15 protein-coding genes are annotated in these 14,697 nt (G+C 72.3%); 2 read left to right on the forward strand and 13 right to left on the reverse strand.

Annotated elements, in window-relative coordinates; translation table 11 throughout:
• Positions 1 to 5 precede the first annotated feature (5 nt).
• Positions 6 to 563, reverse strand: a complete 558-nt coding sequence (locus tag ACT26F_RS07310) for a nucleotidyltransferase family protein (RefSeq protein WP_471669850.1) — start codon at positions 561 to 563, stop codon at positions 6 to 8.
• Positions 560 to 1,960 carry an amidohydrolase family protein gene (locus tag ACT26F_RS07315; RefSeq protein WP_471669851.1) on the reverse strand — a complete coding sequence of 467 codons (1,401 nt, stop codon included), beginning with the start codon at positions 1,958 to 1,960 and terminating at the stop codon, positions 560 to 562. Before ACT26F_RS07315 ends, ACT26F_RS07310 begins: the two co-directional genes overlap by 4 nt.
• A 137-nt stretch (positions 1,961 to 2,097) precedes the next feature.
• On the opposite strand from ACT26F_RS07315, the gene ACT26F_RS07320 reads away from it, so the two are divergent.
• Positions 2,098 to 3,114 (forward strand): XdhC family protein, encoded by a 1,017-nt coding sequence (locus ACT26F_RS07320; protein ID WP_471669852.1) that lies wholly within the window; start codon positions 2,098 to 2,100, stop codon positions 3,112 to 3,114.
• On the opposite strand, the gene ACT26F_RS07325 is transcribed toward ACT26F_RS07320, so the two are convergent.
• Together ACT26F_RS07325 and ACT26F_RS07330 are read right to left on the reverse strand one after the other, a co-directional pair.
• On the reverse strand, positions 3,020 to 5,797 hold the full coding sequence (locus ACT26F_RS07325) for a molybdopterin-dependent oxidoreductase (RefSeq protein WP_471669853.1): 2,778 nt from the start codon (positions 5,795 to 5,797) through the stop codon (positions 3,020 to 3,022). The genes ACT26F_RS07320 and ACT26F_RS07325 overlap by 95 nt on opposite strands.
• A complete protein-coding gene (locus ACT26F_RS07330) occupies positions 5,794 to 6,600 on the reverse strand; it encodes an FAD binding domain-containing protein (protein WP_471669854.1) in 807 nt (268 codons plus the stop codon). The genes ACT26F_RS07325 and ACT26F_RS07330 overlap by 4 nt, the downstream gene beginning before the upstream one ends.
• Before the next feature lie 107 nt (positions 6,601 to 6,707).
• Here ACT26F_RS07330 and ACT26F_RS07335 point away from each other — a divergent pair, with 107 nt between their 5' ends.
• Positions 6,708 to 7,283 (forward strand): YdeI/OmpD-associated family protein, encoded by a 576-nt coding sequence (locus ACT26F_RS07335; protein WP_471669855.1) that lies wholly within the window; start codon positions 6,708 to 6,710, stop codon positions 7,281 to 7,283.
• A 4-nt stretch (positions 7,284 to 7,287) separates the two neighbouring features.
• On the opposite strand, the gene ACT26F_RS07340 is transcribed toward ACT26F_RS07335, so the two are convergent.
• From ACT26F_RS07340 to rplS, 9 genes are all read right to left on the reverse strand, one after another.
• Complete coding sequence (locus tag ACT26F_RS07340; protein WP_471669856.1) at positions 7,288 to 7,950, reverse strand: class I SAM-dependent methyltransferase; 663 nt, start codon at positions 7,948 to 7,950, stop codon at positions 7,288 to 7,290.
• Positions 7,947 to 9,077, reverse strand: a complete 1,131-nt coding sequence (dprA, locus tag ACT26F_RS07345; protein ID WP_471669857.1) for a DNA-processing protein DprA — start codon at positions 9,075 to 9,077, stop codon at positions 7,947 to 7,949. Before dprA ends, ACT26F_RS07340 begins: the two co-directional genes overlap by 4 nt.
• The gene (locus tag ACT26F_RS07350; protein WP_471669858.1) at positions 9,074 to 10,654 is read right to left on the reverse strand and encodes a YifB family Mg chelatase-like AAA ATPase; all 1,581 of its coding nucleotides are present in this window, start codon (positions 10,652 to 10,654) and stop codon (positions 9,074 to 9,076) included. Before ACT26F_RS07350 ends, dprA begins: the two co-directional genes overlap by 4 nt.
• On the reverse strand, positions 10,654 to 11,016 hold the full coding sequence (locus ACT26F_RS07355; protein ID WP_471669859.1) for a YraN family protein: 363 nt from the start codon (positions 11,014 to 11,016) through the stop codon (positions 10,654 to 10,656). The genes ACT26F_RS07350 and ACT26F_RS07355 overlap by 1 nt, the downstream gene beginning before the upstream one ends.
• A gap of 91 nt (positions 11,017 to 11,107) precedes the next feature.
• Positions 11,108 to 12,439: an MFS transporter gene (locus ACT26F_RS07360; protein ID WP_471669860.1), complete on the reverse strand. Its 1,332-nt coding sequence runs from the start codon at positions 12,437 to 12,439 to the stop codon at positions 11,108 to 11,110.
• A complete protein-coding gene (locus ACT26F_RS07365) occupies positions 12,436 to 12,744 on the reverse strand; it encodes a DUF2469 domain-containing protein (RefSeq protein ID WP_471669862.1) in 309 nt (102 codons plus the stop codon). The genes ACT26F_RS07360 and ACT26F_RS07365 overlap by 4 nt, the downstream gene beginning before the upstream one ends.
• Positions 12,741 to 13,463, reverse strand: a complete 723-nt coding sequence (locus tag ACT26F_RS07370; RefSeq protein WP_471669863.1) for a ribonuclease HII — start codon at positions 13,461 to 13,463, stop codon at positions 12,741 to 12,743. The genes ACT26F_RS07365 and ACT26F_RS07370 overlap by 4 nt, the downstream gene beginning before the upstream one ends.
• A complete protein-coding gene (gene lepB, locus ACT26F_RS07375) occupies positions 13,460 to 14,122 on the reverse strand; it encodes a signal peptidase I (protein WP_471669864.1) in 663 nt (220 codons plus the stop codon). Before lepB ends, ACT26F_RS07370 begins: the two co-directional genes overlap by 4 nt.
• Before the next feature lie 87 nt (positions 14,123 to 14,209).
• On the reverse strand, positions 14,210 to 14,560 hold the full coding sequence (gene rplS, locus ACT26F_RS07380; RefSeq protein WP_471669865.1) for a 50S ribosomal protein L19: 351 nt from the start codon (positions 14,558 to 14,560) through the stop codon (positions 14,210 to 14,212).
• Positions 14,561 to 14,697: the final 137 nt, after the last annotated feature.

Below are 14,697 nucleotides of genomic sequence, written 5' to 3' on the forward strand. Positions count from 1 at the left end.
GTCGTTCAGGAGGGTTCGTCGATGTCGGCGCCGTCCCACAGGTCGGCCGCCGGCACGAGCTCGACGTCGCGTTGGGCCAGCCAGGGACCGGCGCCGGCGTCACCGCGCAGGGAGGCGGTGAGCGCCGCCCAGTGCGTGCGGCCGACCAGCACCGGATGGCCGTGCGCGCCGTCGAACGTGAGCCGCCGGAGGTCCGTGCGCCCCGAGCCCGCGGCGACGAGCCGCTCCACGGCGGACCGCGGGAGCGCCGGCTGGTCGACGAGCGCGACGACGACGGCCTCCGCGCGCGAGTCCTCGAGGTCGGCGAGCCCGCGGCGCAACGAGGCGGACAGCCCCTCGGCCCAGTCCCGCGCCACCACGACCCGGGCGCCGTCCGGCACGAGCGGAGTCGCCTCCTCGGCCCCGGCGCCCAGCACCACGACCACCGGATCGAGACCGGCGTCCAGCAGCACCTGCGCCACGCGGGCGACCCACGGCGTGCCCTCGGCGTCGCGGACGGTCGCCTTGGGCCGACCGAACCGCGTGCCCGCCCCCGCGGCGAGCACCAGCCCGGCCGTCGTCACGCGACCCTCCGACCCCGCACGACGACACCCGTGATCGCCGACTCGCGCAGGCCGTGCAGCAGCGTGAACAGGGTCTCCCGATCGGCCGCGGCCTCGTCGTCGGATCGGATCCCCCACGCGAGCGCACCGGCCAGGGCCGGGACCCGGTCGGGCTCGAGGAGCAGCAGGTCGGCCTCCTTGCCGACGTCGAGGTTCCCGAACACGTGCTCCTGGTCGAGAGCCCGCGCACCCGCGAGCGTGCCGCTGAACAGCAGCTCCGCCGGGCCGATCGAGACGCTGTCGATCTCGTTCATGTGGACGCCGTGGCCGATGCCCAGGACCCGGGCCACGAGCCACTCCTCCCCCGCTCCCACGTCGGTCCCGATCGCGACGTTGACCCCCGAGTCGACGGTCCGCCGCCACGGCATCGTGCCCGACCCAAGGAACAGCTGCGACGTGGGGCAGTGCGCGATCGACGACCCCGCCGCCGCGAGCCGTTGCAGCTCGTCGTCGTGGCAGTGCACGGCGTGGGCCATGATCGTGCGCCGGCCGAGCAGCGAGTGCCCGCCGCGCTGGCTGCCGGGCAGGAACGAGCCGTCGTACGTGTCGAGGTAGTGGTGGACGCCGTACGTCGCGAGGACGGCGGCGATCTCCCCCGTTCCCGGCCGATCGTTCTCGCTCAGGTGCGAGTGGACGAACACGCCGCGGTCGCGGACCTGCGCGTAGAGCTCGCCCAGCGCCGTCAGCGTGCGCGGCGTCGTCGCGAGGCTGAACCGCGGCACGATCGCGACCTGCAGGAGGGCCTCGTGCTCGGGCCGGGCCTCCGGATCCGTCCCGTGCCAGCGGTCGATCTCGTCGCGCACGAGCTCGACCGCCTCGTCCTCGTCCGTCATGAGCGGCGCGGCGCTCGGCGGTCCGACGACCTGGATGCCGCGACCGCTGACCGTCCGCAGCCCCGCGGTCAGCGAGTGCCGGTAGAGCGCGTCCTGGGCGTGCGGGAACGCCGAGCCGAAGACCATCGCCGCGGTGGTGCCGGCGGCGAGCCGGCGCGCCGTGAAGTCGGCGGCGACCTGCTCGGCGAACTCCGGGTCGGCGAGCCGCGCCTCGGCCGGGAAGATGCAGCGCTCGAGCCACTCCAGCAACTGTCCGCCCCCGTACGCGCCCGTGCTGTACGTCTGCGGGAAGTGCACGTGGGCGTCGACGAAGCCGGGCACGATGAAGGCGCTCCGGGTCACCGGTGCATCGCCGTAGACCTCCGGAAGGCCGGCGTAGGGACCGGTCCAGCCGATCGCGCCATCGGCGTCGACCGCGACCGCCCCGTCGCGCAGCGACACGAGGTGGGAGTCCGCCTCGTGGACGCTCGGCGACCCCGCGACGTGGAACACGTGGCCGCGGTAGACACGACGTCGATCGCCCACGGGTCCCCCTTCTCGTGACGGTGCGGAACGACCACGCTAGCCGCCGTCGTCAGCGCTTCGCGACGCGACGCGAAACCTTTACGCGACCGAAACACCGGTGCGAGCCCGGCGACCCGCGACCGACCTAGCGTGGCGTCATGTTCGAGCACGCGGCCCTCGTCGTCTCCGAGGTGGCGGCCGGTCGCGCCGTCGCACTCGCGGTCGTGACGTCGGTCGGCGGCAGCGCCCCCCGGCCGCCCGGCACGACGATGGTGGTGACCTCGGACGGCAGGGTCCTGGGCAGCGTGTCGGGCGGTTGCGTGGAGTCGGCGGTGCTCCAGCGCGCCCACGCCGTGCTCGCGGGCGCCGCGCCGTCCACCGAGATCTTCGGCTACGGCGATCCGGAGGCGTTCGCCGTCGGTCTGGCCTGCGGTGGGACCGTCGAGGTGCTCGTCACGAGAGTCGATCCGGACACCGACCACCGGGCGCTCGACGTGTGGCGCGCGGCGGCCGTCGGCGACCCGACCGAGGCGGCGTTGGCCGTCGGGCTTGGCGGAGCGGAAACCGGCAGGTTGACCGTGCGATGGGGTGCCGGCGAAGGCTTCCGGCGGCACGACGAGCCCGACGGCTCCTGGCTCGTGGCGCGTCCCACCACGCCCGCCGACTTCCTCGTCTACGGGGGCGTCGACGTCGCGGGCCCGCTCGCCACTCTCGCCCGAATGGCCGGCTTCCGCGTGACGGTGGTCGACGCGCGCCCCGCGTTCGCGGGGACCGAGCGGTTCCCCGACGCGCACGAGGTCGTCCGCGCCCAGCCCGCGACCCACCTGCGAGCGCAGCCGCCACGTCCTTCCACCGTCGTGTGCGTCCTGACGCATGAGGACCGGTTCGACGTGCCGGTCCTGGTCGAGGCGTTGCGTCGCGACGTGGCGTTCGTCGGCGCGATGGGCAGCCGCTCCACGACGGCCGCGCGGCGGCGGCGACTCCTCGACGCGGGCGTCACGGCGTCGGAGCTCGACCGCCTGCACGCCCCGATCGGACTCGACCTCGGCGGCCGGACCGCGGTCGAGACGGCGATCGCCATCATGGCGGAGGTGGTGGCGGCCCGTCATTCTCGCGACGGGGGCTCCCTGAGCGCGTCGTCCGGCTCGCTGCACGCCACACCCGGTCGCGGCTGAACGGCGCCTCCGTCAACCGCTGGCCGATCGCGCGGCTCACGGCGTTGCCGACGGCTGCGGCCACCGGGTTGAACGGCGACTCGCTCATCGACTTCGCCCCGAAGGGGCCGAGCGCGTCGCTCGTGTCGGCGAACATGACCTCGGTCTCGGGGACGTCCGCGAACTGCGGGACGTGGTACGTCCGGAAGCTCGGCGAGGTCACGGTCCCCGCACCGTCGGTCAGCACCTCCTCGTACAGCGCGCTGCCGTATCCCTGGGCGACGCCGCCCTCGATCTGACCGCGACACTGCTCGGGGTTCATCACGGTTCCCGCATCCGCGGCGTGGACGGACTGCAGGATCCGCACCTCACCGGTCGTGGGGTCGACGGCCACCCGGACACCGTGCACGTTGAAGGCCAGCGAGCGCTGCGCCCCGCGCTCCTCCCCCGCGGCCACGAGTCCGGCACCGTCGCGCTCCCGCGGATCGGCCGCGGCCACGACCCGGTCGAACCCGATCCGACCCGTGGGGGTCTCGACGCCGTCGGCTCCCATCCGGCACTCGTCGGGATCGGCTCCCGCGAGCGTCCCGGCCAGCTCGCGGATGCGGCGCTCGAGACTTTTCGCCGCGGCGTGCAGCGCCTTGCCGGCGACCGTGATGCCGGCCGAGGCGAAGGCGCCCGTGTCGTACGGAGCCGCGTCGGTGTCCGCATGGTGCAGCACGACGGCGGAAGGACGCGTCCCGAGCACCTCGGCGACGATCTGCGTGTGCACCGTCGTGGACCCGTTGCCGAACTCGGCGGTGCCGACGCCCGCGAGGTAGGTGCCGTCGGGACGCAGGGTCACGGTGACCTGGGCGATGTGCCCGAAGGGTGCCATCGTCGCGATCATCGCGATCGCCATCCCCTCACCGGTGCGCCAGTGCGCGGGTGCCGCGACCCCGTTGCCCCGCGCCAACGCGGACTGCGCGAGGTCGAGGCACTGGTCGAGCCCGTAGCTGCCGTACACGAGGTCGGGATCGGGGTGCTCGTGCCCGGTGAGCAACGGGTCACCCTCACGGACGACGTTGCGCCGGCGCAGTTCGAACGGGTCGAGGCCGATCCGCTCGGCGAGCATGTCCATGGCCGACTCGACGGCGAGGATCACCTGACCCAGGCCGTAGCCGCGGAAGGCGCCCGACGGCGGGTTGTTCGTGTAGACGGCCTCGCCGGTGACCCGCTTGTTCGTCGTGCGGTAGACGCTGACCGACTCGGCGCACGAGTGGAAGAGCACCCCGCGGGCGTGGTTCCCGTAGGCGCCGGTGTCGCTGAGGACGTCGACCTCCATCGCCGTGAGGGTGCCGTCGGCATCGGCGGCCAGCGTGACCGAGACCCGCATCGGGTGGCGCAGGGTCGTGCGCTCGAACTCGTCCGTGCGGGACATCTCGTACGCGACGGGCCTGCCGAGCCGCAGGACGGCTGCCGCGACGAGGTCCTCCGTCAGCATCTCCTGCTTGCCGCCGAAGCCACCGCCGACGCGGGCCGCGAACACCCGGACGCGCTCGCGAGGCAGGTCGAAGATCCGGCACAGCTCGGCCCGGGTGAGGAAGGGAACCTGCGTGCTGGATCGGATGACGAGCCGGCCGTCCTCGTCGAGCCAACCGATGCTGCCGTGCGTCTCCAACTGCGCGTGGGTCTGGCGCTGCGTGCGCCACGTGCCGCGGACCACGACCTCGGCGTCGCGGACGGCACCGTCGACGTCCCCGCGCTCCTCCCGCAACCCGAGCACGGTGTTGCGCAGGGCGTGGTCGACCCGATCGTGCGGCGAGCGCCCGGGGTGCAGCACCGGGGCGCCCTCGGCGCGGGCCTCCTCGGGGTCGAAGACGGCAGGGAGCACCTCGTACTCGACCTCGATCAGCCGACAAGCCCGCTCGGCCAGGCCGGCGCTCGTGGCGACGACCGCGGCCACGCGTTGTCCCACGTGGCGCACCGTGTCGTCGAGCATGCGGGTGTCGTCCGGATCGTCCGTGCGGTGCTCGTGGCGCCCACTGGAGTAGTACAGGTCGGGCGCGTCGTGATGCGTCAGGACGAGCTCCACACCGTCGAGCGCGAGGGCTGCGGCGGTCTCGACCCGGACGATCCTCGCGTGCGCATGCGGACTGCCGAGCACGGCCACGTGCAGGCAGTCCTCGGGCAACTCGTCGAACGTGAACGGCTCACGGCCGCAGACGATCCGTTCGGCGGCGGGCGGCCGGACCGACCTGCCGACCGCGCCCGTGGGCGCCTCGGTGGCGGGTTGTTCGGGACCGAGGGCCGCCTCGATCGACTCGCGCACGGAGCGATAGCCCGTGCAGCGGCACAGGTTGCCCTTGAGTGCCTGGGGCAGGTCGTCGAGCGCGTCGGCCGTCAGGCACGACGCGGTCACCACCATGCCCGCCGTGCAGAAGCCGCACTGGAACCCGAAGTGGTCGACGAATGACTGCTGGACGGGCGCGAGGTCGCCCGGTGAGCCGAGTCCGGCGGCGGTCGTGACGTGCGCGTCGACCGCTCGCGCCGCGGGATAGATGCACGAGTGGACGGCCTGCCCGTCGAGCACGACCGAGCAGGCGCCGCAGTCGCCGGCATCGCAGCCCTTCTTCACCGCGGTGTGGCCGCTCTCGCGCAGGAAGGTCCGCAGGCACTGTCCCGGCCGGGGCTCGCGGTCGACCGGCCTCCCGTCGACGATCATGGCGCCGCCAGGTCTGACCTGACCCGCGCGGCGAGCTCGGCGGAGACACCCCGCCGCCAGTCGCGAGTCCCCAACGGATCGGTGTAGTACCCCGGCAGCGACGTCACGTCCGCACGCAACGCCCGCTCATCGGGCACGGTGTCGTAGCGCAGGACTTGCGGCGTGAGCGTCGCGGCCGTGACGACGACCGTGAACCGTCCGTCCTCGTCGTGACGGGCGGTGACGACCGCACCCGAACGTCCCAGGTCCGCGAGGGCGATCTTGCGCAGTGCGGTGGTCGCCCGCAGGGCGGCGGCGGGCACCTCGAAGGACCGCAGCACCTCGCCGCCGGCGAGGGTGCTCAGTCCGTTGCCGGCCACGAGGTCGACGACGTCGACCCGTCGCTGCCCACCGTCGGGCGTCCACACGATCGCGACGGCGTCGAGCGTCGCCAGCAGGCTCACCATGGCCGCAGCCGCGTAGGCACGCGCGACGTTGCCTCCGACGGTGGCGACGTTCCAGACCTTCCACGACGCCAACAGAGCTCGACAGGACTGGGCGAACAGCGGGTGGGCCCGCCAGTCGTTCCGGGCCGGGAGCGCCGCGAGCTCGGCGATCGTGCAGGTCGCGGAGATCGTGAGTCCGTCGTCACCGGCCTCCCACGCGGGCCATCCCATCCGGGTCAGGTCGACCAGGCCCGTGACGTCCAGGTCGGGCTCGGAGAACAGCCACGTCCCGCCCGCGACGAACCGCTCACCGGCGGCGAGCGCGAGGTCTGACCGCGACACGGCGAAGCGGTACGACTCGACGGTGTGCTGGTCCACGGTCCTGCGTCCTTCGGCTGGCTGACTGGCGCCGTCAGTCAAGCCGAGGAATGTTGCGGCCACGTCACGACGGGACACCCGCGACGTGACCGGCCTACGATGCCGGAGTGGCCGATCCCGCACAGCCCCGATTCGAGTCGACGACGGTCGCGATGTGGCGCGACTGGCTCGCGCAGCACCACGCGACGTCCGGCGGGGTCTGGCTCGTGTTCTGGCGGTCGGGGTCGGCGCCCAACGCTCCCCTCGACTACGAGGAGGCGGTGCGCGAGGCCCTGTGCTGGGGCTGGATCGACGGTCACACGAAGCGACTCGACGACGGGCGCGCGATGCAGTGGTTCACCCGGCGCGGACGCACGAGCGCATGGGCGGCGAGCAACAAGGCGCGGGTGGCCGAACTCATCGCCGAGGGCCGGATGCAGCCGTCGGGCCAGGCCGTGATCGACGATGCGAAGGAACGCGGCCTGTGGAACCTGCTCGACGATGCCGAGGCACTCGTTGAGTCACCCGAGTTGGCTGCCGCGCTGGACGCCGAGCCCGCGGCCCGCGCCCAGTGGGACGCCTTCCCGCCGAGCGCCCGCAAGTTCGGCCTGACCCAGTTGGCCTTCGCGAAGCGACCCGAGACGAAGACGCGCAGGATCGCCACGATCGTCGAGCAGGCCGCGCGCGGGGAGCGTCCCTCGTGAGGCGTCAGGCGGTGCGACGCACGACGAGCACGCCGTCGCGCAGCGTCACGGGATTGCCCTCGGGGCAGTAGGTCTGCCGGTCGCGCGCCTCGGCGGCCACGACCTCCCACGCGTCCTCGGACAGGTCGAGTGCCGCCAGATCGTCCTCCGGCGTCGGGAAGTGCATGTCGCTCGCGTGGTCGGACCACGGCGGGGACTCCGCGTGCGCGACGACGAGCAGGTGCCCGCCCACCGCGACCCACCCGGCAGAGCGGCGCAGGATGTCCTCACGGCTCAACGTGACCGGGGACTGCAGGAAGCAGGCGGTGACGAGGTCGAAGGCATCGTCGGGCACCCACTCCTCGAGATCGGCGGCGACCCACGTCAGCCGGTCGCTCAGGCTCGCGCGTTCGGCCGCGGCCTCGGCCCGGGCAAGTGCGGTGGGCGACACGTCGACGCCGGTGACCGTCCAGCCACGCTCGGCGAGCCACAGGGCGTCGCCGCCCTCGCCGGCCCCGAGATCGAGGGCCCGCCCCGGCGTCAGGTCGACGGCGACCGAAGCCAGCGCGGCGTTCACGTGACCCGACCAGATCCCGTCATTGGAGCCGTATTTCTCCTCCCAGAACGCGAAGACCTCGCACGGCGAGGCCTCGGCCGGGGACTGACAGGTGTGGGTCGACTCGGTCACCCGGTCAACCTACCCTCGTCGCCTGCGGCCGCGCCCGCAGGTCGGCGAAGCCAGCCGGACTCCTCGCAGCGCACCACATCGTGGCGCTGCAGCTCCTTCAGCGCACGATGGACCGCGACGGTGCCCAACCTCAGTGCACCGGCCAGTCGTTCGACGGACTGGGGCTCGGCGCCGAGCCGCAGCCACACCCGTCGCGCGCCGGCACCGACCGCGGGCTGGTCGTCCGTGACGACGCCGAAGGTGTCCGCCAGGACGTCCGCGCCGGAGGTCACGAGCAGTGCCTTGCCCTCGCGCACCGCCCGGTGCGCGCCCGCCGAGGACTGCGACGTGACCGGACCCGGCACGGCCATGGTCGTGCGACCCAGGTGATCGGCCCAGTTCAGCGTGTTGAGCGATCCGCTCCGGGACGCGGCCTCCACCACGACGACGCCGACGCTCAGCGCCGCGATGAGCCGATTGCGTACGAGGAACCGGTGCCTCTGCGGCGTCGTCCCGGGCGGGTACTCGCTGAGCACGAGGCCGTCCTCGCCGATCCTGCGCAGCAGCGCGGCGTGGGCGCGCGGGTACTCCACGTCGACCCCGCACGCGAGGACCGCGATCGTGGGTCCGCCGGCCAGCAGCGCTCCGCGGTGCGCGCAGGCGTCGATGCCGAAGGCCGCCCCGCTGACGACCGCATGTCCACGGTCGGCGCAGTCCGCCGCGATGTCGCTGGCGCACTCGGCGCCGTACGTCGTGCAACTGCGCGCCCCGACGACGGCCACGGGTGCCGTCGCGAGGTCCGTCAGGTCGCCGCCACCACTGACCCACAGGCCTGCGGGCGGCCCGGCGACCTCGCCGATTCCCGCGAGATGCCCGAGGTCGTCCAGCGCCACCGGCCAGTCCCGGGAGCCGGCGGCGACCCAGCGCGCGTCGACGAGCTCAGCCTGACGGAGTGCGGCATCGGCGCGCCCCGGTGCACGGCCCGCGGCTTCGGTCCACGCAGGCGGGATCTCGGCGCCGCCGCGACAGATCGCGGCCCACAGTTCGGTCGGGTCGCAGCGCTCGCGCCACGGCAGGACCCGAGGATCCCCCGGCTCGACGACGAGCGACGTCAGCAGGAGTGCTCGGGCCTGCGACACCGTGGTCACCCGGCCTCCACGAACCGGGCGACCTCGCCGCCGAGCGGGCTGCCGCGTCGCAGGTCGAGCGCCGTCGCGACGTCGTCCGTCGTCGGCCGCTCGTGGTCGCACAGGTCGGCGACGCTCCACGACAACCGCAGGACGCGGTCGGCCGAGCGCGGTGTGAGCTTGTGCGCGCGGATCTGCTGGTCGATCATCCGCATCCCGAGGTCCTGCGCCGGCCAGTCCCGACGCAGGTCCACCCCCGGCACGGCCGCGTTGACCCGCCACGGCGTCTCGCGCAGTCGGTGTCGCTGGCGTTCCCTGGCCCGCGCGACGAGCGCGCTCAGGTCCGGGGTCGAGAGCGACGTCGCCGTGTCCACGGCCTCCTGGAGAGTGCGCCGAGTCGGTTCGACCAGGACGCGATGGATGTCGATCCGGTCGCGAATGGGTCCGGAGAGCCGGTCTGCGTACCGGCGCCGCGCCGGGGCGGTGCACTCGCACCGGCGCACCGCGGAGCCCGCGTGACCGCACGGGCACGGGTTCGTCGCCAGCACGAGCTGGAATCGCGCCGGGAACACGGCGGTCTGGGCGGCCCGGGAGACCACCACGCGCCCGCTCTCCAGCGGTTGGCGCAGGGCCTCCAGCACGTTGATCGCGAACTCGGGAGCCTCGTCCATGAAGAGCACCCCGTGGTGGGCCAGTGACATCGCCCCGGGTCGCACCCCGCGGCTGCCGCCACCCACGACGGCCACCGCGCTCGCGGTGTGGTGCGGCTCGAGGAACGGCGGGCGGACGAGCATCGGCAGATCGCCGGGCAGGACGCCGGCGAGCGAGTGGATCGCGCTCACCTCGAGCGCCGCATCGGGCTCCAGGTCGGGCAACAGGGTGGGCAGGCGCTGGGCGAGCATCGTCTTGCCCACGCCGGGTGGTCCGGTGAGCAGCAGGTGGTGGCCGCCGGCCGCGGCGATCAGCGTCGCGAGCCGGGCGTCGTCCTGACCGACGACGTCGGCCAGGTCGAGGTCGCTCGCCGCCATGCCTGCCCAGCCGGCGTCCGCCGGGTCGACGAGCGGCGGGACGGGCGGGTCGTCCGGCTCCTCCTCGCCGCGCAGCATCGCGACGACCTGACGCAGCGAGCGCACGCCGACGACGTCCATGCCCGGGACGAGTCCGGCTTCGGCGGCGTTCGCCTCGGGCACGAAGATCCGCTCGAATCCCGCCGCTGCGGCGGCGAGCGTCGCCGGCAGCGCACCGCGTACCGCGCGAAGCCTGCCGTCGAGGGCCAGCTCACCGAGGAAGACCGAGCCGGCGAGCAGATCCGTCGGGACGATCCCCTTCGCGGCGAAGATCCCGAGGCCCATCGCGAGGTCGTAGTGCGGTCCGGTCTTCGGCAGGCTCGAGGGAGCAAGGTTGATCGTGACGCGCGTGTCGGGCCACGAGGTGCCAGCGTTGACGACGGCCGAACGGATGCGATTGCGCGCCTCGCTGACCGTGACGTCGGCCAACCCGACGACGACGGTCGCCGAGAGTCCCGAGGCGATGTCGACCTCGACCTCGACCGGGCGACCCGTCAGGCCGTCGAGAGCGATCGCGTTGACCGACACCATCACGCCACCCCGGAGATGCGCTCGACCTGGGGGCCGCCGGCGCGCGGCACCCAGACCGTGACGACGTCGATGCGCACCGCGTCGGGGGTGACGTCATGCGTCTGCAGCCACGCGTCCGCGAGCCGCCGCAACGTCGTCGCCTTGCGCCCGTTGACCGCCTCCAGCGGCGTGCCGTGGCTGGCCGTCGTGCGGGTCTTCACTTCGCAGATCACGAGCGTGTCGCCGTCGCGCGCGACGATGTCGATCTCACCGAACCGGCACGTCCAGTTCCGGTCGAGGATCACCATGTCGAGGGATCGCAGGTGGTCGGCGGCGACTCGTTCGCCGTAGTCGCCGAGGGCTCGGTTCCGCGCGTACGTCATGGCTCCGAGCCTTCCGGCCGCGCCCGCGCGGCGGAACCGTCCCGACGATGCCTGTGGACACGCGCCGCGGCGGGACCGAGGCTGTGGACGGTCAGGCGGGGGTCGAGGTGAGGTACTGCTCGCTGATCAGGCGATAGGAGCGGGTCGTGAACGCCAGTAGCGCCGCCACGACCATCACGAGGCCCGACACGAGGAAGATGAACGCGATGCCGCGGGCCTCCCCCGTGCCCAGCAGCCAGTCCCAGCGCTCCGCGCCCTCGGGCGAGTCGACCGACGGGATGACCCAGAACTGCGCCAGCGGGGCGATCAGGAACGCGGTCACCGGGGTCGCCGCGGACTCGAAGGCCTGTGCGAAGCCGAACACGCGACCCTGGTTCCGGAACTCGACGACCTTCTGGATCACCGTCTGCTCGGCGGCCTCGACGGGAGGCACGAGCACGAGGTACAGCCAGATGCCGCCGGCGTAGAGCCACCACCACTCGCGCAGCGTGAACACCGCGCCGAGCAGGCCCATCGCGGCCACCACGAGCAGCATCGTGCGGATCGGGTTGGCACCGAGGCCGAACCGCGCCACGAGGGCCCCGCCGACGATGAAGCCGGTCGCCGCCACCCCGAACACGACGCCCCACATCTCGACGCTGAACAGCTCCAGCCCGTAGGGGTCCATGAGGGCCAGGTACACGCCGCCAATGAGGTTGTTGAACGTCGTGAAGACGATCAGCGCGAACAGCCCGGGGGCCTGCCTGATCGCGGCCAGCGCCCCGCGAACGTCCACGCGTGGTGCGTCGGGGCCGGTCGTGTCGGGCTGTTCCTCGGGGATGTCGATCGCCAGCAGGTGCCCGAGCGAGACCGCCGTCATCACGATCGCGACCGCCAGGGTCCAGCCCATGCCCAGCTGACCGATCGCCAGTCCACTGAAGACGCTCGTGACGATGAACGCGATGCCCTGCACCGTGCCGACCAGTCCGTTGGCGTTGGCCCGACGCTCCTCGGGGACCAGTAGGGTCACGGTCGTCGACAGGGCGATGTTCCGCATGCTCTCGACGACCGAGCCGAACAGGACGATCCCGGCGAACAGCCAGAACCACGGGCCCGAGAGGTCGTCGATCCGGTCCGCGCCCACGGCGGCGTAGAGGACGCCGGCGAGCGCGAACGCGACGAGCGTGATCGTGCCCGAGAGGACCATGACGCGGTGCTTGCGGTGCCGGTCGACGATCGTGCCGAACAGCATCGCGAACAGCGCGAGCATCAGCATGTAGGCGCCACCGATGATCCCCGTGGCGAGCACCGAGCGCGTCTCGAGATAGGCCCAGAAGGTCAGGGCGAACCACAGGAAGCTGGTCGTCACGTTCGCCAGCAGCGTGTTCACCAGGACGTGGCCGAAGGCCCGTCCTGCCTCGGTCGGCGAGGTCGCTGGGGTCACGTCGGCGGCAGCTTGACGTCCGCGTCCTGGAGTTCCTCGACGTTGACGTCCTTGAACGTCAGCACCTTGACGTTCTTGGCGAACCGCGCGGGCCGGTAGATGTCCCACACCCAGGCGTCGGTCATCGTCACCTCGAAGTAGGCGTCACCGGACTCGGTGCGCACCTTCACATCGACGGCATTGCACAGGTAGACGCGCCGATCGGTCTCCACGACGTACTTGAAGATCGACACGACGTCGCGGTACTCGCGGTAGAGCGCGAGCTCCATCTCGATCTCGTACCGCTCCAGGTCCTCGGCACTCACGGTGCTCCCACCTCCACCATCGTCTCGTCGATCATGCTAACCGGGTTGTCGGCCGTGGCGTCGCAGCCGGGCAGCCGCCACGACCGCCGGTGATGCGGCGTGGGCCCGTGGGCGGTCAGCGCGGCGATGTGATCGGGCGCCGCGTAGCCCTTGTTGACCTCCCACCCGTACTCGGGGTGCTCCCGCGCGAGCGCGACCATGAGGTCGTCGCGGGCCGTCTTGGCCAGGATGCTGGCGGCGGCGACCGCGGCGCAGCGCAGGTCGGCCTTGATCATCGTGACGACCGGCGGCACGACGTCGATCACGACGGGCGGGCCGAACAGCGCGTCCTGGTCCGGAACGCTGAGGTAGTCGTGGTTGCCGTCGAGCAGGACGGCGTCGGGGGGCGTGCTCAACTGGGCGAGTGCGCGGTGCCCGGCCAACCGCATCGCCGGCACGATGCCGTAGCGGTCGATCTCCTCGGGTGTCGCGTGGCCGACGCCGTGCTCCGGTGCCCACCGTCTGATGAACGGGGCGAGACGCTGCCGCGCCTGCGCCGTGAGCAGCTTGCTGTCGCGCACGCCCTGCGGAGCGGTGCGGGTCTGCTCCGTGACGACGACCATCGCCACCGTGACGGGCCCGCTGAGGGCTCCGCGACCGACCTCGTCGCTGCAGGCCAGCGCCGAGCGCCCCTCGCGCAGCATGCGGCGCTCGATCCTGAGGGACGGTGCGGTGCTCACGGGTCCGGGACCTCGTCGAAGGCGTCGGTGTCCTTGATCAGCCCGAACCGGTCCAGTGGCCAGACGCGCAGCCACGCCTTGCCGACGACGTCGTCGACGGGGATGAAGCCGCCGCCGGGCTCGCCCAGGTGTGCCCGCGAATCGGCCGAGTTGCCCCGGTTGTCGCCCTGCACCCACAGGTAGCCGCGCGGCACCGTGACGTCGAAGGTCTGCTCGGCGTTGACGGACTGGTCCGCGAGGTACGGCTCGTCGATCGACGTGCCGTTGACCACCGTGCGGCCCTTCTCGTCGCAGCAGCGGACCTCGTCGCCGCCGACGCCGATGACGCGCTTGATGAGGTGTCCGCCGGACGGGAAGAGGCCGATCGACTCGAGCGTCCTCTGCACGACGTTGCCCGACGGGTCGACGTCGTCGGGGCCGAGCCAGTTGCCCGGATCGCGGAAGACCACGATGTCGCCGCGCTCGGGACCGCCGGACCAGTACGAGACCTTCTGCACGAGCAGCTTGTCGTTCTTGACCATCGTCGGGACCATCGAGTCGGACGGGATGTAGAACGCCTGGAAGAAGAACGTCTTGACGATCAGCGCCAGCACCAGCGCGGTGGCCACGAGGAGGATGGACTCCTGCCACACGGGCAGTTGACGCTTGGCCTCACTCACTCGAAGAGCGTAGCGGGCACGCCCACGAAAACGACGCGACCCCGCTCCGTGTCCGGGGCGGGGTCGCGTGCGTCGAGAGGCGGGAGGTCAGTCCTCGCGCTTCTCCTTGATCTTGGCGGCCTTGCCGCGCAGGTTGCGCAGGTAGTACAGCTTCGCGCGGCGGACGTCGCCGCGGGTCGCGATCTCGATCTTGTCGATCACGGGCGAGTGGACCGGGAAGGTGCGCTCGACGCCGACGCCGAAGCTCACCTTGCGGACGGTGAACGTGCGGCCGATGCCCGAGCCCTGCACCTTGATGCAGACGCCCTGGAACATCTGCACGCGGGAGCGGTTGCCCTCGACGATGTTGACGTGCACCTTGAGGGTGTCGCCCGCGCGGAACTCGGGGATGTCGTCGCGGCGCTGCTGAGCGGCGATCTGGTCGATGACGTTCGTCATGATGGTCTCCTCGCCGGTGCCACAAGTCACCTGCGGATGATCGATGTTGCTGGGAATCGGGTGGCGCCTCGTGGGAACTCCCTCATGGCAGAGTCGTCCGGCACCAACCAACAATGATGCCACAGCGCCCCGCCCCC

It is taken from the genome of Aeromicrobium sp. SP1, assembly GCF_055663785.1.

Coding starts and splice junctions, on each gene's coding strand:
- ACT26F_RS07350 (WP_471669858.1), bottom strand. CDS start 10,654: ATGGTGTCGGTCAACGCGATCGCTCTCGACGGCCTGACGGGTCGCCCG.
- rplS (WP_471669865.1), bottom strand. CDS start 14,560: ATGACGAACGTCATCGACCAGATCGCCGCTCAGCAGCGCCGCGACGAC.
- ACT26F_RS07325 (WP_471669853.1), bottom strand. CDS start 5,797: ATGATCGTCGACGGGAGGCCGGTCGACCGCGAGCCCCGGCCGGGACAG.
- ACT26F_RS07320 (WP_471669852.1), top strand. CDS start 2,098: ATGTTCGAGCACGCGGCCCTCGTCGTCTCCGAGGTGGCGGCCGGTCGC.
- ACT26F_RS07355 (WP_471669859.1), bottom strand. CDS start 11,016: ATGACGTACGCGCGGAACCGAGCCCTCGGCGACTACGGCGAACGAGTC.